At 71.5% G+C, this 17,938-nt stretch carries 18 protein-coding genes; 7 read left to right on the top strand and 11 right to left on the bottom strand.

Annotated features, from left to right (window positions below):
* Both ACYVP9_RS07180 and ACYVP9_RS07185 read right to left on the bottom strand, forming a co-directional pair.
* Positions 1-666 carry a corrinoid protein gene (locus ACYVP9_RS07180; RefSeq protein WP_460604013.1) on the bottom strand — a complete coding sequence of 222 codons (666 nt, stop codon included), beginning with the start codon at positions 664-666 and terminating at the stop codon, positions 1-3.
* 2 nt (positions 667-668) lie between these two features.
* Entirely contained in the window at positions 669-1,433 is a 765-nt protein-coding gene (locus ACYVP9_RS07185; protein ID WP_460604014.1) for an IclR family transcriptional regulator, read from the bottom strand.
* A gap of 94 nt (positions 1,434-1,527) precedes the next feature.
* Here ACYVP9_RS07185 and ACYVP9_RS07190 point away from each other — a divergent pair, with 94 nt between their 5' ends.
* Complete coding sequence (locus ACYVP9_RS07190; RefSeq protein ID WP_460604015.1) at positions 1,528-2,967, top strand: trimethylamine methyltransferase family protein; 1,440 nt, start codon at positions 1,528-1,530, stop codon at positions 2,965-2,967.
* 91 nt (positions 2,968-3,058) lie between these two features.
* Here the strand turns inward: ACYVP9_RS07190 and purU are convergent, their stop codons facing one another.
* A complete protein-coding gene (gene purU, locus ACYVP9_RS07195) occupies positions 3,059-3,922 on the bottom strand; it encodes a formyltetrahydrofolate deformylase (protein WP_460604016.1) in 864 nt (287 codons plus the stop codon).
* A 76-nt stretch (positions 3,923-3,998) separates the two neighbouring features.
* Here purU and ACYVP9_RS07200 point away from each other — a divergent pair, with 76 nt between their 5' ends.
* The 4 genes from ACYVP9_RS07200 (at position 3,999) to ACYVP9_RS07215 (ending at position 9,171) form a co-directional block, all read left to right on the top strand.
* The gene (locus tag ACYVP9_RS07200; RefSeq protein ID WP_460604017.1) at positions 3,999-4,790 is read left to right on the top strand and encodes an IclR family transcriptional regulator; all 792 of its coding nucleotides are present in this window, start codon (positions 3,999-4,001) and stop codon (positions 4,788-4,790) included.
* A gap of 102 nt (positions 4,791-4,892) precedes the next feature.
* Positions 4,893-7,409, top strand: coding sequence for a GcvT family protein (locus ACYVP9_RS07205; RefSeq protein WP_460604018.1), 2,517 nt, complete (start codon positions 4,893-4,895; stop codon positions 7,407-7,409).
* Between the two features lie 2 nt (positions 7,410-7,411).
* Complete coding sequence (locus ACYVP9_RS07210) at positions 7,412-8,188, top strand: electron transfer flavoprotein subunit beta/FixA family protein (protein ID WP_460604019.1); 777 nt, start codon at positions 7,412-7,414, stop codon at positions 8,186-8,188.
* A complete protein-coding gene (locus ACYVP9_RS07215; protein ID WP_460604020.1) occupies positions 8,185-9,171 on the top strand; it encodes an electron transfer flavoprotein subunit alpha/FixB family protein in 987 nt (328 codons plus the stop codon). The genes ACYVP9_RS07210 and ACYVP9_RS07215 overlap by 4 nt, the downstream gene beginning before the upstream one ends.
* Before the next feature lie 121 nt (positions 9,172-9,292).
* Here the strand turns inward: ACYVP9_RS07215 and ACYVP9_RS07220 are convergent, their stop codons facing one another.
* The 7 genes from ACYVP9_RS07220 to ACYVP9_RS07250 all read right to left on the bottom strand — a co-directional run bounded on the left by ACYVP9_RS07220 (position 9,293) and on the right by ACYVP9_RS07250 (position 15,780).
* Complete coding sequence (locus tag ACYVP9_RS07220; RefSeq protein ID WP_460604021.1) at positions 9,293-10,105, bottom strand: aminoglycoside phosphotransferase/kinase family protein; 813 nt, start codon at positions 10,103-10,105, stop codon at positions 9,293-9,295.
* The gene (locus tag ACYVP9_RS07225) at positions 10,102-11,148 is read right to left on the bottom strand and encodes a ferrochelatase (RefSeq protein WP_460604022.1); all 1,047 of its coding nucleotides are present in this window, start codon (positions 11,146-11,148) and stop codon (positions 10,102-10,104) included. The genes ACYVP9_RS07220 and ACYVP9_RS07225 overlap by 4 nt, the downstream gene beginning before the upstream one ends.
* A 2-nt stretch (positions 11,149-11,150) precedes the next feature.
* Positions 11,151-11,918, bottom strand: coding sequence for an enoyl-ACP reductase (gene fabI, locus ACYVP9_RS07230; protein ID WP_460604023.1), 768 nt, complete (start codon positions 11,916-11,918; stop codon positions 11,151-11,153).
* Positions 11,919-11,944: 26 nt separating this feature from the next.
* A complete protein-coding gene (gene fabG / locus ACYVP9_RS07235; protein WP_460604024.1) occupies positions 11,945-12,652 on the bottom strand; it encodes a 3-oxoacyl-ACP reductase FabG in 708 nt (235 codons plus the stop codon).
* 61 nt (positions 12,653-12,713) lie between these two features.
* On the bottom strand, positions 12,714-13,667 hold the full coding sequence (locus tag ACYVP9_RS07240; protein WP_460604025.1) for a VWA domain-containing protein: 954 nt from the start codon (positions 13,665-13,667) through the stop codon (positions 12,714-12,716).
* Positions 13,667-14,683 carry a DUF58 domain-containing protein gene (locus ACYVP9_RS07245; RefSeq protein ID WP_460604026.1) on the bottom strand — a complete coding sequence of 339 codons (1,017 nt, stop codon included), beginning with the start codon at positions 14,681-14,683 and terminating at the stop codon, positions 13,667-13,669. Before ACYVP9_RS07245 ends, ACYVP9_RS07240 begins: the two co-directional genes overlap by 1 nt.
* The gene (locus ACYVP9_RS07250; RefSeq protein ID WP_460604317.1) at positions 14,680-15,780 is read right to left on the bottom strand and encodes an AAA family ATPase; all 1,101 of its coding nucleotides are present in this window, start codon (positions 15,778-15,780) and stop codon (positions 14,680-14,682) included. The genes ACYVP9_RS07245 and ACYVP9_RS07250 overlap by 4 nt, the downstream gene beginning before the upstream one ends.
* A gap of 146 nt (positions 15,781-15,926) precedes the next feature.
* On the opposite strand from ACYVP9_RS07250, the gene ACYVP9_RS07255 reads away from it, so the two are divergent.
* Together ACYVP9_RS07255 and ACYVP9_RS07260 are read left to right on the top strand one after the other, a co-directional pair.
* Positions 15,927-16,166, top strand: coding sequence for an acetone carboxylase (locus ACYVP9_RS07255; RefSeq protein ID WP_460604027.1), 240 nt, complete (start codon positions 15,927-15,929; stop codon positions 16,164-16,166).
* A 106-nt stretch (positions 16,167-16,272) separates the two neighbouring features.
* Positions 16,273-16,455, top strand: coding sequence for a hypothetical protein (locus ACYVP9_RS07260; protein WP_460604028.1), 183 nt, complete (start codon positions 16,273-16,275; stop codon positions 16,453-16,455).
* Between the two features lie 34 nt (positions 16,456-16,489).
* Here ACYVP9_RS07260 and ACYVP9_RS07265 read toward each other — a convergent pair whose 3' ends face one another.
* On the bottom strand, positions 16,490-17,911 hold the full coding sequence (locus tag ACYVP9_RS07265) for an Ig-like domain-containing protein (RefSeq protein ID WP_460604029.1): 1,422 nt from the start codon (positions 17,909-17,911) through the stop codon (positions 16,490-16,492).
* Positions 17,912-17,938: the final 27 nt, after the last annotated feature.

Genomic DNA, 17,938 nt, shown 5'->3' on the forward strand with positions numbered 1-17,938 from the left:
TCAGACCGACGCCGTGGCGCGGCGCTTCTGCACGAGTTCCTTGGCCTTCTTCACGGTGGCGGACGCGTCCGCGGCGTAGCCGTCGGCCCCGACCGCGTCGGCGTACTCCTGCGTGACCGGCGCACCGCCGACCATGACGGCGACCGAGTCGCGGATGCCTGCCTTCTGCAGCGCGTTCATGTTCGCCTTGAACATCGGCATGGTCGTGGTGAGGAACGCCGAGAAGCCGACGATGTCGGGCTGGTGTTCCTCGATGGCCTGGACGAACTTCTCCGGCGCCACCTGCACGCCGAGGTCGATCACCTCGAAACCGGCGCCCTCGAGCATGATGTTCACGAGGTTCTTGCCGATGTCGTGGACGTCGCCCTTGACCGTGCCCATGAGGAACTTGCCGACCGTCTGCGCTCCGGTGTCGGCGAGCAGCGGACGCAGCACCTCCATGGCGCCGGCCATCGCCCGTCCGGCGATGAGCATCTCGGGGACGAAGAAGTCGCCGCGCTCGAAGCGGGCGCCGACCTCCTCGAGCGACGGGATGAGGGCGTCGAACAGCAGCGACTGCGGCTCCATGCCCAGCTTCAGCGCCTGATCGGTGAGCCCCAGGACGGCAGGAGCGTTGCCCACCAGGGTCTCGTCGTACAGGCCCTTGAGGATCTCCTCGGGTTCCATTGCTAGGCCACGCCCTTCCTGCGTTCCTTGGGACGGAGCAGGCGCGACACGGCTGTCGCGTGCCCGATCAGTTGTCGTCCAATGTCGTCGAGACGGCGCTCGAGTCGGGCGCTCGGGCCCGACACGCCGAGAGCGGCGGCGACCTCGCCGTCGGCGCCGACCACCGGCACCGCGACCGCGTCGAGGCCGACCTCGAGCTCGCTGCGGCACACCGCGTAACCCGTGCGGCGGATGGACGCGAGCTGACGCCCGAGCTCGACCGCCGAATCGATCGTGAAGTCCGTCCACTTCTCCAACTCGCCGGACGGCGCGGAGATGCGGTCGTGGGCGTAGAAGACCTTGCCCAGTGCGGACATGTGCGCCGGGACGTGCGACTGCATCCAGTCACGGGCGCTGAGCAGGTACGCGGAATCGGCCTGCGCCACGATGACGACGTCGCCGCCGCGCGGCACCGCCAGGTTCACCGTCTCGCCGACCTGCTCGACGACGGCCTCGAGGATGGGCTCGGCCAGCCGGGCGACCTGCGACCACGGGTCGTGGCGCGCGGCGTAGAGGGCGAACAGCGAGCCGGACCGGTATCCCCCGGCGCTGTTGCGTTCGAGCAGCGAGTTGGCCTCGAGCGCGGCCAGCAGCCGCGACACCGTCGAGCGGGCCAGGCCCGTCTCGTCGACCAGCTCGGTGAAGCTGATCGGCCCGTCGGCCTCGACGACCAGGCGCAGCAGCTGGGCGGCCCGGTCGACGGCCTGGGTGCCGGTGGGTGACGACATGCAGTCCCGATCTGTTTCATATCGTGGAACTCAACTTCCACTATGCGGGTCTACTATGCGACCGCACCCGTACCCGGTCAAGGAGGCCAGCCGAATGTTCCGCAACGCCATGCCGCGCTACGAGGTCCTGTCCCAGGACGCCATGGCGTCGCTCGACAAGGGCTGGCGCAGGCTGATCTCCGAGGTGGGCGTGCAGTTCGCGTCCGAGCGCGCTCTCGCGCTGTTCCGCGAGGCCGGGCAGCGCGTCGAGGACGAGACGGTGTTCCTCGATCCCGACTTCGTGCTGGCGCAGGTCGCGAAGGCGCCGAAGGAGTTCGACCTCGCCGCGCGCAATCCCGCCAACAACGTGCACATCGGCGGTGACGCCATGGCGTTCTCGGCCGTCTACGGCCCGCCCTTCGTCCGCGAGGGCGACGTGCGCCGCGACGGGACGATGGAGGACTTCCGCAACTTCACCAAGCTCGCGCAGTCGTTCGACGCGCTCGACTCGGCCGGCGGCGTCATCTGCGAGCCGAACGACACGCCGCTCGACTCGCGCCACCTCGACATGGTCTACGCGCTGCAGACGCTGACCGACAAGGTCTACATGGGCAACGTGGTGTCGGGCGTCAACGCCCGCGACACCATCGCCATGGGCGAGATCCTCTTCGGCGGCCGCGAGGCCATCGAGAAGACCCCGGTGTCGATCTCGTTGATCAACTGCAACTCGCCGCTGCGGTGGGACGACCGCATGCTCGAGTCGCTCATCGAGTACTGCGAGGCGGCGCAGCCGGTCGTGCTGACGCCGTTCATCCTCATGGGTGCCATGTCGCCGGTGACGATCCCCGCCGCGCTCGTGCAGCAGATCGCCGAGGCGCTGTCGGGCATCGCGCTGGCCCAGCTGGTCCGTCCGGGGTGCCCAGTCGTGTTCGGCTCGTTCCTGTCCAACATCGACATGCAGTCGGGCTCGCCGACGTTCGGCACGCCGGAGTCCGGGCTCGGGCTGCTGTGCACGGGTCAGATCGCACGTCACTTCGGTCTGCCGTTCCGCTCCGGCGGCGCGATGACGTCCTCGCAGGTGACCGACGCGCAGGCCGGTTACGAGGCGCTGATGACGCTGCTGCCGACGTTCCTCGCCGGCGCCAACTGGGTCATGCACTCGGCGGGCTGGCTCGAGGGCGGGCTCGTCGCCGGGTACGAGAAGTTCATCGTCGACGTCGAGCTCGTGCAGATGCTGAAGCACGAGTTCACGCCGCTGGAGATCGACGAGGGTTCGCTGGCGTTCGACGCCCACGTCGAGGTCGGGCACGGCGGTCACTTCCTCGGCGCCGCGCACACGATGGAGCGGTTCCGGACGTGCTTCTACCGTCCGCTCGTCTCGTCGTCGGAGAACTTCGAGCGCTTCGCCCGGGGCGGGTCGCTCGACACGTCCGCCCGGGCGACGAAGATCTACCAGCAGAAGCTCGAGCAGTACGAGGCTCCCCCGCTCGACGACGCCATCCGCCAGGAGCTCGAGGAGTACGTCGTCCGCCGCCGGGCCGAGCTCGGCGACTGACGGACCGAACGCCGGTACGACCGGCAACAGCGGACCGCGAGGCTCCCCGGAACGCGACGACAGCAGAAGAGTTCCGGGGAGGCGGGGTCGCTCAGCGGAAGACGACGGTGCGGTTGCCGTTGCGCAGCACGCGGGTCTCGGCGTGCCAGCGGACGGCGCGCGAGAGCACCTGGCTCTCGACGTCGCGGCCGGCGGCGACCAGCTGCTTCGGGCTGAGCGAGTGGTCGACGCGGGTCACGTCCTGCTCGATGATCGGACCCTCGTCGAGGTCGGCGGTGACGTAGTGCGCGGTCGCGCCGACGAGCTTGACGCCCCGGTCGAACGCCTGCTGGTAGGGCTTGGCGCCCTTGAAGCTCGGCAGGAACGAGTGGTGGATGTTGATGGCGCGGCCCTCGAGCGCTCGGCACATCCCGTCCGACAGGATCTGCATGTAGCGGGCGAGCACGACGAGGTCGATGTCCAGCGAGTCGACGAGACCGAGCACCTCGGCCTCCGCGTCGTCCTTCGTCGCAGCGGTGACGGGCACGTGGTGGAACGGGATGCCGTAGGACTTCGCGAGGTGCTCGAGGTCGGTGTGGTTCGACACCACCGCGGGGATCTCGATGGGCAGCGCGCCGATGCTCTGCCGGAACAGCAGGTCGTTGAGGCAGTGGCCTTCCTTCGACACCATGATCAGCGTGCGGTAGCGCGCGTCGGCCGACCACATCTGCCACTCCATGGACGACGCCTGGGCGACCGGCCCGAACGACGTCCGCAGCCGTTCGAGCGTGACCGTCGGGTCGAGCACCTGGAAGTGGACGCGCATGAAGAAGCGGTCCTCGGGCAGGTCGTCGTACTGCTGGCTCTCGATGATGTTGCCCGAGTGGTGCATCAGGAAGCTGGCGACCGTGAACACGATGCCCGGACGGTCCGGGCACACGATGGTGAGGACGTACTCCGGCGCGGCGTCGGTCATGGCAGCCTCCTGCAGCAGTTGCGCGATGCAGCTCGAAGTGTGCAATACGCAACACGCTCGCGCTAGGCTCGCGGACGTGGCGAGCGGCGAGTCGACCGAGTCCGAGACGGCATCGGACGCGACCGGTGGCGTGCAGTCCGTCGAGCGCGCGCTGGTGATCCTCGACATCCTGGCCCGTTCCGGTGAGGCCGGTGTCACGACGATCGCGCAGGAACTGGGCGTCCACAAGAGCACCGCGCAGCGCCTGGTCGCGACGCTTGAGCAGGGCGGCGTGGTGGAGCAGACGTCCGAGCGGGGCAAGTACCGCCTGGGCATGGGCGTCCTGCGCCTCGCCGCCGCGACCGCCGCCCGCCTCGACGTCGTCGCCGAGACCCGCCCGATCTGCCGGCAGCTCGCCCTCGACACCGGCGAGACCGTGAACGTGGCCGTCCTCAGCGAGGGCGCCGCGCTCTACGTCGACCAGGTCGCCGGTTCGGCCACGCTGCAGGTGCACAACTGGGTGGGCCAGCGCATCCCGCTGCACGCCACGTCCAACGGCAAGGTGCTCATCAGCGAGCTGCCGGCCGGCGAGGTCGAGCGCATGGTGCGCGAACTGCGGGCGTACACGCAGAACACGCTGACCAGCCGCAAGAAGCTGCGCGACGAGCTCGCCGCCGTCCGGGACAACGGCTGGGCCGTCGCCGTCGACGAGCTCGAGACCGGCCTGACCGCGGTGGCCGTGCCCGTCCGCAACGCGCACGGCGACATCGTCGCGTCGCTGTCGGTGTCGGGGCCGACGTTCCGGCTCGACCAGTCGCGGGTGGACGCGATCGTCCCCGTGCTCCGCAGGGCCGGGGACGAGGCGTCCCACCGGCTCGGCTGGGGCTGAGGACGGCCCGCGCGTCCCGTCGCGAGGGCGTTGCGTATGGCGCGCAGAGTTGTAGTATCCGCAACACCGTCATCCGCATCCGGCACGAAGAGGTGGCCGCTCATGGCTCCCGTCCCCACCAGCGCACGCGTCGTCGTCATCGGCGCCGGCATCGTCGGCAACAGCCTCGTCTATCACCTGGCGAAGCTCGGCTGGCGCGACATCGTCCAGCTCGACAAGGGCCCGCTGCCCAACCCGGGTGGCTCCACCGGTCACGCCTCGAACTTCATCTTCCCGGTCGACCACAGCCGCGAGATCACCGATCTGACGCTCGACTCGATGCGCCAGTACAAGGAGATGGGCGTCTTCACCGAGTCCGGCGGCATCGAGGTCGCGCGGACCGAGGAGCGGATGCAGGAGCTGCAGCGCCGCATGAGCTCTTCGAAGGCGTGGGGCATCGAGTCCGAGATGCTGACGCCCGACGAGGTCGTCGAGAAGGTGCCGTTCCTCGACCCGTCCGTCATCCTCGGCGGTTTCCACACCGCATCCGTCGGTGTCGTCGACTCGTTGCGGGCCGGCACGATCATGCGCGAGCGCGCGCTCGAGCTGGACGCCGTCACCATCGTCCCGAACACCGAGGTCACCGACATGACGGTGGTCGACGGGCAGATCACCGCCGTCCGCACCACCGGCGGCGACATCGAGACCGACACCGTCGTCATCGCCTGCGGCGTGTGGAGCCCCAAGCTCGCCGCCATGGCCGGCGTGCACATCCCGCTGACCCCGGCCGTGCACCAGATGATCAGCGTCGGCCCGATCCCCGTGCTGGCCGAGAAGCCGGGCGAGATCAGCTACCCGATCGTCCGCGACATGGACACGTTCTGCTACGAGCGTCAGCACGGCAGCGACATGGAGGTCGGCTCCTACGCGCACCGCGCGATCCTCATGGACGCCGAGGAGATCCCGTCCATCGACGAGGCCAAGCTCTCGCCGACGGAGATGCCGTTCACCGAGGACGACTTCGACCCGCAGCTCGAGCAGGCGCTCGAGCTCATGCCGGAGATCCTCGGCGACGAGAGCGCCGAGATCCGGTACGCCATCAACGGTCTGCTGTCGCTGACGCCCGACGGCAACCCGATCATGGGCGAGTCGCCCGAGGTCAAGGGCGTCTGGTCGGCCGCCGCGATCTGGATCAAGGAAGGCCCGGGCTGCGGCCGCGCGGTCGCCGAGTGGATGACGCACGGCAACCCCGAGATCGACGTCCACGGCGCCGACATCGCGCGCTTCTACCCGCATCAGCGCACCAAGCACCACATCCGCTCGCGCACGAGCGAGGCGTTCAACAAGACGTACGGCATCGTGCACCCGGCCGAGCAGTGGGACGGCGAGCGCAACGTCCGCCTCTCCCCCATGCACGCCTCGGAGAAGGAGCTCGGAGCGTACTTCTACGAGACCGCCGGCTGGGAGCGTCCGCACTGGTACGCGTCCAACGAGGCGCTGCTCGGCGAGTACGGCGACGCCGTCATGCCGCGCACCGCCGAGTGGGACAGCCGCTGGTGGTCGCCGATCATCAACGCCGAGCACCTCGCCATGCGCGATCGCGCGGGCTACGTCGACCTGTCGGCGTTCGTGGTGTTCGACGTGCTGGGCAAGGGGGCGCTCGACGCGGTGCAGCGCATCGCCGTCGCGCAGTGCGACGTGCCCGTCGGACGGGTCGTCTACACCCCGGTCCTCGACGCCCGCGGCGGCTTCCGCGCCGACCTCACCATCATGCGGTTGGACGACAACCACTTCCGTGTCGTCACCGGTGGTGCGCACGGCAACCTCGACCGCAAGTGGTTCCGCGACCACCTGCCGTCCGACGGGTCGGCGTACCTGGTCGACCTGACGTCGTCGTTCACGACGATCGGCCTGTGGGGCCCGCGGGCGCGCGACATCCTCGGCGCGATCACGTCCGCCGACGTGTCGAACGACGCGTTCAGGTTCAGCACCTGCCGCACCATCGAGGTGTCGTCGCTCGACGTGCTCGCCTCGCGCATCAGCTACGTCGGCGAGCTCGGCTGGGAGCTGTACGTGCCGATGGAGTCCGGCGCGCGGCTGTGGGACCTCGTGCGCGAGGCGGGCAAGGAGCACGGCGCGGTGCCGGTCGGCATCGGCGTCTACGGCACCACCGGACGCCTCGAGAAGGGCTACCGCGCCTACGGTGCCGAGCTCGACAGCGAGCGCACCATCGTCGAGGCCGGCATGCAGCGGCCGCGGGTCAAGGACGCCGACTTCGTCGGTCGCGAGGCCTACCTCAAGCAGCGCGACAACGCGCCCGAGACGGTGCTGTGCACGCTGACCGTCGACGACCACACGTCCGCGTCGGGCGAGAAGCGCTACATGCTCGGTGGCGAACCGATCCTCACCGCGGACGGCGGTCCGCTCACCGACGGGCACGGCCACCACCCGTACGTCACGTCCGCGGGTTCCGCGCCGTCGCTCGGCAAGCACGTGCTGATGGCCTACCTGCCGCCGGACGTCGCCTCGGTCGGCACGAAGCTCTCGGTCGAGTACCTCGGCGAGCGGTACCCCGTCACCGTCGGCTCGGCCGACGCGACGTCGCTGTTCGACCCGAGCAACGAGCGGATCAAGGCGTAGTCATGGCGGATGTCCTTGTGTGCATCAAGCGCGTGCCGGACGTGTCCGGTCAGGTGCTTCTGAGCGATGACGCGCAAACAGTGGACGCGCGCCACGTCGGGTTCACCGTCAGCCCGCACGAGGAGTGCGCGGTCGAGCTCGCGGTGCAGATCGCGGGCGCGACCGGCGGCACCGCCACCGTGCTCACGCTGGGTCCCGCCGACGCCGTCGAGCAGCTGCGCAACGCGCTCGCCCTCGGCTGCGCCGACGGCGTGCTCATCGAGGCCGAGACCGAGGCGTACGGCCCGGCCGACGTCGCGTCCGCCATCGCCGACGTCGTGCAGAAGCGCGCCGAGGCCGGCAAGAGCTACGACGTGATCCTGCTCGGCAACGACGCTGCCGACACCGGTGACTTCCAGGTGCCGATCCGGCTGGCGTACAAGCTCGACCGGCCCGTCGTCACCGGTGTCTCGAAGTGCAGTGTCGAGGGTCCGCAGCTGCTCGCCCAGTCGGACGCGTCGGGTCTGGGCACCGAGCACTACGAGGTGCCGTTGCCCGCGGTCGTCGCGGTCATGGAGGGTGGCGTGAGCCCGCGCTACCCCTCCGTCCCCGGGCGCATGAAGGCCAAGCGGGCGCCGGTCGAGACCCTCGCGCCGTCCCTCGAGCCGGTCGGGTCCGGACGGGCGAAACTGACGCTCCCTCCCCCGCGACCCGGCACCGTCGAGATCCTCGGACGGGGCCCCGAGGCCGCTGCTGCCGTCGTCGACAAGCTCGTGGAGATCGGAGTGGTGGCGTCATGATCGTCGTCCTCGTCGAGTCGGACGCCTCCGGCCTGAGCCTGGCCTCGCAGGAGGCGCTGACCTTCGCCCGCGAGCTGGGCCGCCGCGCGAACTACGCGGTGACCGCCGTGCACGCCGGAGTGCTGCCCGAGGCCCACCGGGAGTCCGTCCTCGCCGGCCTCGGGGAGCAGGGCGTGGCGCAGCTGCACGTGCCCTCCGACGAACGGCTCGGCACCTACGCCGCCGCCGCGTGGGCCGCTGCGGTCGCCGATGTCGTCAAGTCCCAGGCCGCCCACGTGCTGCTGGCCACGGGCACGCCGCGCGGGCTCGAGATCCTCGCCCACGTCGCCACCCGCCTCGAGGTCGCCATGGCCGCGAACGTGACGCTCGTCGACCAGGTCGAGCCGTTCACCGTCACCCGGCAGGTCGTCGGCGGTGCCGCGCTCGAGGAGATGGTGCTGCCCGACCAGCTCGCCGTCCTCTCCATCGCCGGCCACGCCTGCGATCCGCAGGTCGCCGCCGAGCCGGCGACGTGCGAGGCCGTCGCGTTCGAGCCGTCCGTCGCCGACCGCGACCTCGTCGCCCGGGTCGTGCGGACGGAGGAGACCGAGACCGACGACACCGGCGCGCTCACCAGCGCCCGCGTGGTGGTCGGGGCCGGTCGTGGTGCCGGCGGTCCGGACGGGTTCGGCGAGCTGCTCGAGATGACGAAGCTGCTCGGCGGCGCCCTGGGCGTCTCGCGCGTGGTCACCAGCCTCGGCTGGCGTCCGCACAGCGAGCAGGTCGGCCAGACCGGCAGCCGCATCGCCCCGGACGTCTACATCCCGTGCGGCATCAGCGGCGCCATCCAGCACTGGGCGGGCTGCCAGTCGGCGAAGACGATCCTCGCGATCAACACCGACGCCGAGGCGCCGATGGTGACCAAGGCGCACTACGCCGTCATCGGCGACCTGCACGAGATCGTCCCCGCGATCAACGAGGAGCTGCGCAAGCGTCGCGGCTGACTCGACGGCCCGCCGGTGACTGGCACCTTCGCTCGTTGACTGGTGACTTCTGAGCCTGACTGGCAAGTTTTACCCGTCCAGTCAGGGGTGAAGATCACCAGTCAAGTCGGCACGTGACCAGTCAGGCGAGGGCGGCGTGCAGGTCGTCGCGCACGGCGTCGAACCATGCGAGGCGCCGGACGAGCACGTCACCGAGGCCCTCGTCCCACATGCGCCGCCAGCCGCCGCCGAGGTGGTCGGCGTTCCACTTCATGACGTCGTACGAGCCGGCGAAGCGCAGTCGCGTCGCGGCGAGCAGGCGGTCGACGTCGAACCGGTCACGTCCGTACGCGTCGTACATCGCGCGGAAGCGCGCAGACACGTCGATGCCGTCGTACACCTCGTGCCGGTCGGACGGGTCGGTGAGCGGCACCCAGTGCATCGCGGTGTTGGCCAGGTCGGTCGGACGTGTCGTCCAGTTCGACAGGTCGAAGTCGACCAGCCCCCATGCCTCGCCGTCGCGGAAGACGGTGTTCTGCGGCGTGACGTCGCGCTGCGTGACCAGCAGCGGCTCGCCCTGCGGGAAGACCGGCTGCGGACGTCCGGGGACGGGCTCGACCGGGGGCAGCTCGAAGCCCTCGCTGGCGTCGTGCAGCCGCCGCAGCAGCCGCGCGACGCCCGGCAGGACACGATCGTCCGCGGCCCAGGGTTCGACGGGGTCGCCGGGGACGTCGCCGTCGAGAAAGGTGAGCACGTCGCGGCCGAGGTGGTCGCGGCCGAGGTAGCGCGGCACGCCGTCGAGGCCGACGTGCTCGAGGTGGGCCAGATAGGCCGCGACCTGCTCGGACGTGTCCTGGTGCGGACGGCGGACGGTGTCGCCGATGCGCACCACGCCCTCGGTGACGTCGCCCGCGGGCAGGACGATCTCGGGACCGTCGGGGAAGGCGTGGTTCACGTCCGGCGGCGGGGAGCGGGACAGCAGCCGATCGGACAGTCGACACCGCACACGCCGAGGTCGCCGAGGTGGGCGGGCTCCCGGTCGCGGACACGTTCCTCGATCAGGTCGACGACGCACTCGACGAACGCGGGGTGGGTGCCGGCGGTGCCGGCGCGGCGGTACTCGAGCCCGAGCTCCTGCGCGGTCTCGGCCGCCTCGGTGTCGAGGTCCCAGCGCACCTCGACGTGGTCGGACACGAACCCGGTCGGGGTGACGACGACCGCGCGCGTGCCGGCCTCGGACAGCGACCGCAGATGGTCGTTGATGTCGGGCTCGAGCCACGGGACCTGCGGCGGCCCGGACCGCGACTGCCACACCAGGTCGAACTCGGCGCCGGCCCCGCGCACGGCCTCGGCGACGAGCCGTGCGGTCTCGCGATGCTGCTTCTCGTAGAGCCCGTTGGCCTCGGGCCCGGACGTCTCGTTCATCGACACCGGGATCGAGTGCGCGGTGAACACCAACCGGGCGTCGTCGCGGACCGCGTCGGGCAGCGACTGCAGTGCCTGGGCCACGGCGTCGGCGTTCGCGCGGATGAACCCCGGGTGGTCGAAGTAGTGCCGCAACTTGACCAGCACCGGCGCACCCTCGCCGCTGACCCGGCGGGCCTGGTCGAGGTCGTCGCGGTACTGCCGGCACCCCGAGTACGACGTCGTGGCGCTCGTCGCGAACACCACCGCGCGTCGGACACCGTCGTCGCGCATCTGCCGGACGGCGTCCGCCACGTAGGGCTTCCAGTTGCGGTTGCCCCAGTAGATCGGAAGTTCCAACCCACGCGACCTCAGCGCCGGTCCGAGGGCGTCGATGAGGGCGCGGTTCTGCTCGTTGATCGGCGAGACTCCGTGGAAGTGCTGGTAGTGCTCGGCGACCTCGGCCAGCCGCTCGTCGGGGATGCCCCGCCCGCGCGTCACGTTGCGCAGGAACGGCATGACGTCGTCAGGACCTTCGGGGCCGCCGAACGACAGCAGCAGCAGGGCCTGGTAGTCAGAGGAGTGGTCGGGCACGGCTAGACGCCCGTCGCGTGGAATCCGCCGTCGACGTGCACGATCTCGCCCGTCGTGGCCGGGAACCAGTCGGACAGCAGCGCCACCGAGCTGCGCGCGACCGGCTCGAGATCGGAGTTGCTCCACCCGAGCGGGGCGCGGGTGTGCCAGGCGTCCTCGAAGGTCGAGAAGCCGGGGATGCTCTTCGCCGCCATGGTGCGCAACGGCCCTGCCGAGATCAGGTTGCAGCGGATGTTCCGTCCGCCGAGGTCGCGGGCGAGGTAGCGGTTGGCCGACTCGAGACCCGCCTTCGCCACCCCCATCCAGTCGTAGCCGGGCCAGGCGACGGTCGCGTCGAAGGTGAGGCCGAGCAGCGCGCCGCCCGCCTCGCCGAACAGCGGCAGCGTCGCCACCGCCAGCGACTTCAACGAGTACGTCGACACCTGCACGGCGGTGGCGACGTCCTCCCACGGGGTCTCGAGGAAGTTGCCGCCGAGGCAGGACGCCGGCGCGAAACCGATCGAGTGCACGACCCCGTCGAGACCGTCGACGTGGTCGCGCACCCGGTCGGCGAGGGTGTCGAGGTGCTCGGGGTTCGCGACGTCGAGCTCGACCACCGGCGGCGGTTCGGGCAGCCGCTTGGCGACCCGCTGGACCAGGGACAGCCGGCCGTAGCCGGTGAGCACCACGGTGGCGCCCTCCTGCTGCGCCAGCTTCGCGATCGCGAAGGCGATGGAGCCGTCGGTGATGACACCGGTGACCAGCAGCCGCTTGCCGTCGAGCAGACCCATGTGCTCCTCCTTCAGACCCGAGCCGACTACAGACCCATGCCGACGCCGCCGTCGACCGGCAGCACCGCCCCGGTGACGTATCCCGCGGCGTCCGAGGCGAGGTACAGCGCCGCGGCCGCGATGTCGTCGACCGCGCCGTAGCGCTGCAGCGGGATGCCGCTGAGCACCTCGGCCCGCCGCGCCTCGGTCATCGCGGCGGTCATGTCGGTCTCGATGAAGCCGGGTGCGATGACGTTGGCGGTGATGCTGCGACTGCCGAGCTCGCGGGAGATCGACCGGGCGAGACCGACGAGGCCCGCCTTGCTGGCGGCGTAGTTGGCCTGGCCGGGCGAGCCGACGAAGGCGACGACGGACGACACGAAGATCAACCTGCCCTTGCGGGCGCGGATCATCTTGCTCGCGGCACGCTTCGCCACCCGGTAGGCGCCGGCGAGGTTCGCGTCGACGACCCGGCCGAATGAGTCCTCGTCCATGCGCAGCAGCAGGGTGTCGTCGGTGATGCCGGCGTTCGAGATCAGCACCTCGACCGGCCCCAGTTCCTGCTCGACCGTCGAGAACGCGGAGTCGACCTGCTCGGCCGACGTCACGTCGCACTCGACGCCGAAGAGTCCCTCGGCCGCGCCGCTGCCGCGGTGGGTGACCGCGACGCGGTCGCCCTGTGCGGCGAACGCCTGCGCGATGCCGAGTCCGATGCCGCGGTTGCCTCCGGTGACGAGCACCGTCCGTCCAGTCACGTCAGCGACGCTAGCGGATCGCTGCGGACGGGCCGGTCCGCGGGCGTCGGTTACCGATCGGTCACACCAGCCGGCCCGACCACAGCATCGCCGTGCCGCCGGCCGCGAACAGCACGAGCAGGCCGGTGAGCATGAAGCCCCAGCTGATGTCGCGCTTCTCGGTCGTGTAGCCGATCTGCGAGCCGATGTCGGAGTAGACGTCACGCAGCTCCGACTCGGACGCGGCGGTGTGGAACGACCCGCCGGTCTCGCGGGCGATGCGGTTGAGGGTCGTGTTGTCGGCCGGGACGAGCACGGTCTGGCCCTGGTCGGTGACGGTGCCGTTCGGGGTGCCGAACGCGATCGTCGACACCTGCACCTTGTCCTTCCGGGCCGCGGCGATGGCGGACGTGACGCTGCGTCCGACGGTGTTCGTGCCGTCGGAGAGCAGCACGATGCGCCGCGGCGGGGGCTTCGAACCCTGCGCCAGGGTCGACTTCGTGTAGACGTCGATGGCCTGCAGCGACCCGAAGATCGCCTCGCCGATGGCGGTGTAGTTCTGCAGCTTCAGCGAGTCGATGCCCTTCTTCACCTGCTCGCGGTTGACGGTCGGGGCGACGATGACGCTCGCGGCGCGGGCGAAGCTGAGCAGGCCGAGGTTGATGCGCGGCGGCAGCAGGTCGGCGAACTGCTTGCCGGCGGTCTTCGCGGTCTCGATGCGCGACGGCAGCACGTCGGTGGCCTTCATCGACAGCGAGACGTCGATGGCCAGCATGACCGTCGCGTTCTCGCGCGGCACCTTGACGGCCTTGGACGGCTTCGCGACGCCGACCGACAGCGTGGCCAGGCCGATGAGCAGCAGCGCGAAGGTCAGGTGCCGCCGCCAGCCGGGACGTCGCGGCGCGACGCTGCCGAGCAGGGCGACGTTGCTGAACCGCGCGACGTAGCGCTTGCGGCGCACCTGCAGCACCGCGTACACGGCGGCGAGGGCCGCGACCACGATCAGCAGCAGCAGGTAGGCGGGTGACAGGAACATCAGCGGACCCCCGCCCCCACGGCGCCGACGACGAACCGGCGCTGGGCGAGCACGAAACGGACGACGTCGGAGACCCAGTCGCGGTCGGTGCGCAGCTGCAGCCGGGCGGCACCTGCGTGGCGCAGGGCCGTGGCGATCTGCTCCCGTTGCCGCTGCGCGGCCAGGGCGTACTGGGCCTGAACCTTGCGGTCGGACGTCTGCACCTCGAGCTGTTCTCCGGTCTCGGTGTCGACGAAGGTGACGAGCCCGGCGGACGGCAGCGCGAGCTCGCGCGGGTCGACGACCTCGACGGCGAGCAGCTGGTGGCGCGCCGACAACGCCCGCAGGGGGCGTTCCCACCGGGGCTCGGCGCCGGGCACGGCCGCCTCGGCGGTGCTGTCCATGAAGTCGGACACCACGGCCACGAGTCCGCGCCGCCGCTGGGGGCGGCGCAGCCGCTCGAGCAGTCCGGCGAGGTCGTTGCCGCCGGCGCCGGCGGCGCGCGGGGTGGCGGCGATGCGCCGCACCAGGTGCCGGGCGTGGGCGCGGCCGCCGAGTGCCGGGATGACCTGCACGCTCTCGCCGTTGCCGACGATCGCGCCGACCCGGTTGCCGCCGCGCACCGTCAGCTGGGTGATCGCGGTGATCGCCGCGAGCACCAGCTCACGCTTCTCGGTGTTGCCGGTGCCGAAGTCCATGCTCGGTGAGAGGTCGACGACCACCCACGACTCGAGTTCGCGGTCGGCGACGGTCTGCCGGATGTGCGGTGCCGTGGTGCGGGCCGTGACCGGCCAGTCCATGCGGCGTACGTCATCACCGATCGTGTAGGGCCGTGACTCCCCCGCCTCGCTGCCGGGACCCGGGACCAGACCCTGGTAGTTGCCCTGCAGCAGGCCGTCGAGCTTGTTCCGGACGGCGAGCTCGAGCCGCCGCAGCAGCGCATCGGCGCCGTGCAGGTCGAGCTCGGGGCCGTGGTCGGACGGTTGTGGCGGGGTCGCCGCCGCCGCGGCCGACCCGCCGTCTGCGGGGCTGCTCACGCCGAGCGCTCACCCCACGGGGGCGTCTGCTGCGGCGCCGCCTGGCCGTACACCAACGGCTGCTGGTTCTGCTGGCCCGGCTGGTTCTGCTGCCCCGGCTGGCCGGGTGCCGGGCCGAACGACTGGCCGGGCGGCGGGGCCATGCTCGGCTGGCCGGAGCGCTGCCGCGGCGACACCTGCGGCAAGGGCACCGCCTGCAGCACCCGGCGGACGGCGTGCGCCGCCGGGACGCCGTCGGCGATCGCGTCGTAGCTGAGCACCATGCGGTGCGCGAGCACGTCGACGGCGATGTCGAGGACGTCCTGCGGGAGCACGTAGTCGCGGCCACGGGTCAGCGCGATGGCCCGCGAGGCCGCGATCAGGCCGAGCGACGCACGCGGGCTGGCGCCGTAGGACACCCACTGCTTGACGTCGTTGAGGCCGAGCTGTTCGGGCGAGCGGGTGGCGAGGACGAGGCGGACGACGTAGTCGACGATCGCGTGGTGCACGAACACCCGGCTCGTGGTGGCCTGCAGCCGCTGCAGGTCGTCGGTGCTGATCACCGGGCTGGCCGTGGGCGGTTGCGAGCCCATGCGGTAGATGATCTCCCGCTCCTCGGCCGCGCTCGGGTAGTCGACGACGATCTTCATGAGGAACCGGTCGCGCTGCGCCTCGGGCAGCGGGTACACGCCCTCGGACTCGATCGGGTTCTGCGTGGCCAGCACCAGGAACGGACGGGGAACGTCGTAGCGCTTGCCGCCGATCGAGACATGGCGCTCGGCCATGACCTCGAGCAGCGCCGACTGCACCTTCGCCGGCGCCCGGTTGATCTCGTCGGCGAGCACGAAGTTCGCGAAGATCGGGCCGAGCTCGGTGTCGAACTGCTCGGCACCGGGACGGTAGATGCGGGTGCCCACGATGTCGGAGGGCACCAGGTCGGGGGTGAACTGCAACCGCGCGAACGAGCCGGTGACCGTCTTGGCGAGCGTCTCGACCGCGAGCGTCTTCGCGACGCCGGGGACGCCCTCGAGCAGGCAGTGACCCTGCGCCAGCAGGCTCACGACGAGCCGCTCGACCAGCCGCTCCTGCCCGACGATGACGCGCTTGACCTCGAACATGACCCGCTCGATGGCGGACGCGTCGGCGGCGGGCGTCTGGAGGTCGGACTCGCTCACGGGCTGCTCCCAGGAGTGGTGCGGGGTGATCGCGCCGAGCGGGCGCGGGTGAAACCCACGGTACGGGACCTGCGCTGTACCGTGCCTGGGTGTCGCTGGGCGCCGGGCAAGAGTCGACCGGGGCGGAATCCGGGGAAACCGGACCGCAGCTGATCTGCTCGGCGAAGGGGTGTCGGGCGGTCGCGACGATCGACCTGACGTGGCGCAACCCGTCGCTGCACCACGGCGGACGGGTCAAACACTGGCTCGCGTGCGGCGACCACGCCGACCACCTCGCCGACTTCCTGCACCGTCGCGACTTCCTGCTCGAACGCGGCCCGCTGCGCTGACCCGTCCATCGAACCGACCGCGCCTCCTCGCGGTGATACGCGTCAGGGAGCACACTGAGCCGACACGGGGACGGCCATCCGTCCCGCCGAGGCCAGGGAGGACGCCATGTCGCAACGACAGTCGGTGCTGAGCCGGATCGCCGAGAGCCTGGCCAACATCGGGCCGGCGCTGAGCGGTGTCGTGCCCGCGCTGCGCTCGAAGCGCGGCCTCTTCGGGACCGCCCGCGCCGAGTCGCGGCAGTTGGACGACCAGCGGCGCAGCGACTACCCGTCCGACCGCCGCCGGTAGCGCCCGCGCGACGGCGCGAGCGCCACCGGTCGCGTCACGGCGTGCGGATCGCGATCGACGGCCCGTAGTTCCAGCCACCGGACGCGCGCTGGACGGCCGGGCGGGCCGTCAGAGCGAGGCCGGCGCCGCACGGCACCGTCGCGGTCCACATCGCCTCACCACCCCGGGCGGCGACGACCCGCGCAGTGCGGTCGCCGGACACGAGCAGCACCATCGCGTGCCGCGACGTGTTGCGGAACGGCGTCCAGGTACCACCGGCACCCGGTTGCGCCAGCCCGAGCGTGACGCGGGCGTTCACGCACCCGGCGGTCATGGTCACCGCGACGGGCGGCGGCGCCGGGCAGTCGACGACGAAGGTGCCCGCGGCCGCCACAGGTGCCGACCATCGTCCGTGCACCCGCCACTGCCACGCGGCGCTCACCCGGTCACCGTCGCGGCTGACGAGCCGGGTCTCCACGCACGTGCGGCGCGCGCCCGCCGGGAACGACGCCACCACCGACCTGGGCCCGACGCGGTAGACGAGCCGGCTCGCCGTCCTGGCCGCGGGCGCACAGGCCCGCAGCACGGTCGCGGGCCGTCCGTCGCAGTCGGTGTCGCAGGAGTACCGGTGCGTGAAGCCGCCCGGACGGGCCCGGAACGATGTCACCGCCGTCGCCCGGACCGCCGGGGCGACCGCAACCATGCGCTGCTCTCCGGGACGCGGGCTGCTCACCCGTACCGAGCGCGAGGGCAGGGCGGCGGTCGCCCGCACCCGCACCTCGCCCGTGCCCGTGACCGAGTACGTGAACCGGGCCCGGCCGTGGGCGTCCGTCCTCACGCGTGCGGGCGCGGTGGCGTTGGCGGTGTGGTTCAGCGTGACCGCCACGCCGGCGACCGGCCTTCCGTCCGCGGCCGAGACGGTGACCGTGCCGCGGCCGCTGCGTCCGGGCGTGACGGCCGACGGCAACGACACCCGCGCCCGGTAAGGACCGTGCAACCGGCGCGCGGCCGCGACGTGGGCCGCGACCTGCCGGGCGATCGCCTGCCGGTAGGCGGCGGGCAGCAGCCGGGCGCGCCGGGCGACGTCGCGGGTGTTGCCCGCGAGCGTGTTCAGCACCTGGCTCTGCACCGCGCCGGCGACGCGGTTGCGCGGCGCGCCCCAGCGCGCGAGGGCGTAGGCGATGGCCGCCGCCCGGGTCGCGCTCGTGCCCGGCCACGACGTCCGCGTCGAGAGCACGACTCCGGACGGCAGCGCCTTGTCGGGGCTGAGGCACCAGACGCGGGTGCCGGCGGGCGTGACGTACGCGCCGACGAACTCCCCCGCCGGGAGCATGAATCCTGCGCCGGGCCGCAACCCGGCCCGGGCCGCTCTGGCGTCGTCCCGAGACCACGCCACGGACAGCAGGGCGAGCACGCAGCCTGCGACGGCGAGCAACAGCAGGGCCCGGCGCAGCACGCGCGGGTGGAGAAGAGTCATGCCGCAGACCCTGGCCGGATCGGCTGG

It is taken from the genome of Jatrophihabitans fulvus (assembly GCF_054781375.1).

Bases quoted from the DNA above. Each gene is read 5' to 3' on its own strand.
- ACYVP9_RS07210 (WP_460604019.1), top strand. From the start codon at position 7,412: ATGGCGGATGTCCTTGTGTGCATCAAGCGCGTGCCGGACGTGTCCGGT.
- ACYVP9_RS07250 (WP_460604317.1), bottom strand. From the start codon at position 15,780: ATGTTCGAGGTCAAGCGCGTCATCGTCGGGCAGGAGCGGCTGGTCGAG.
- ACYVP9_RS07180 (WP_460604013.1), bottom strand. From the start codon at position 666: ATGGAACCCGAGGAGATCCTCAAGGGCCTGTACGACGAGACCCTGGTG.
- fabI (WP_460604023.1), bottom strand. From the start codon at position 11,918: ATGGGTCTGCTCGACGGCAAGCGGCTGCTGGTCACCGGTGTCATCACC.
- ACYVP9_RS07260 (WP_460604028.1), top strand. From the start codon at position 16,273: ATGTCGCAACGACAGTCGGTGCTGAGCCGGATCGCCGAGAGCCTGGCC.
- ACYVP9_RS07190 (WP_460604015.1), top strand. From the start codon at position 1,528: ATGTTCCGCAACGCCATGCCGCGCTACGAGGTCCTGTCCCAGGACGCC.
- ACYVP9_RS07215 (WP_460604020.1), top strand. From the start codon at position 8,185: ATGATCGTCGTCCTCGTCGAGTCGGACGCCTCCGGCCTGAGCCTGGCC.
- ACYVP9_RS07240 (WP_460604025.1), bottom strand. From the start codon at position 13,667: ATGTTCCTGTCACCCGCCTACCTGCTGCTGCTGATCGTGGTCGCGGCC.
- purU (WP_460604016.1), bottom strand. From the start codon at position 3,922: ATGACCGACGCCGCGCCGGAGTACGTCCTCACCATCGTGTGCCCGGAC.
- ACYVP9_RS07185 (WP_460604014.1), bottom strand. From the start codon at position 1,433: ATGTCGTCACCCACCGGCACCCAGGCCGTCGACCGGGCCGCCCAGCTG.
- ACYVP9_RS07265 (WP_460604029.1), bottom strand. From the start codon at position 17,911: ATGACTCTTCTCCACCCGCGCGTGCTGCGCCGGGCCCTGCTGTTGCTC.
- ACYVP9_RS07205 (WP_460604018.1), top strand. From the start codon at position 4,893: ATGGCTCCCGTCCCCACCAGCGCACGCGTCGTCGTCATCGGCGCCGGC.